This is a genomic window from Pseudomonas sp. P5_B2 (assembly GCF_056400445.1).
In genome coordinates, this window is sequence record NZ_JBFULH010001270.1 from 1 (window position 1) to 773 (window position 773).

General features: G+C 52.4%; 1 protein-coding gene. It reads right to left on the reverse strand.

All coding sequences use genetic code 11. The features are described 5' to 3' along the window. On the reverse strand, window positions 1-649 hold a 649-nt coding region (locus AC1DRJ_RS30680), incomplete at its 3' end, for a reverse transcriptase family protein (protein WP_477805416.1). Window positions 650-773 lie beyond the last annotated feature (124 nt).

Sequence of the window (773 nt, forward strand, 5' to 3'; positions counted from 1 at the left end):
GCATGCGGGTCACTGCTGAGACCAGCTTGGTTAGCGTTGCTGAATTCAGCGGCGTCAGGGACGAAATCGTGATGTCATCGGCAAATCGCGAGTAATTCAGCCCCTGCGCTTCCAGTCTGGCCACCAACATGGGTTCGACATCCCAGAATACCAGGTTGGCTAAATAGCCACTGCTACTGGCCCCCTGTGGCACAACACCATTACGGGTGGTCAGCAGGGCTAGTAGCTTCGAAACCTCCTCAGAAAAACCAAAGAGCCTCTCAAATATCTGCTGAACATGCAGCACGTTGATCGAAGGGAAAAAGTCCTTGATGTCTTGCAACAGCACGAACTTAGCGCTGCCATGGGATTTGGCATTGGAATAAATACTTCGTCGGTTCACGGGGTCTTTGATCCCGCCGTGGAGATACCCGGGAAAGCGAACGCGGGCCAGCAGTCGATCAACGATCTTGCGCTGAATGGCTTTCAACGGCTGGTACGCATCATAGGTGTCACGGGGAGTGCCGTCTTTCTTGGTTTGCGGTACATGACGATACAAGTTGGAGCTGCGCGTGGCCAAGCTTTCGAGGAGTTCAGTGGATTCTCCAAGTGTCAGCGACAGCGCTTTCATGCTGTGGATCGGTTTGAAGGGATAGAGCGGAGTGTCCATTTTCTGTCCCTGAATGACGTGAGGCCGATCATCTGGATCGGCCTCACTAGAATTCGAATGATGTGGTTTGTTGCGTCATGGAATCATCCCAAGAATTGTTTCTGCGTTATCACAGACCCAATCC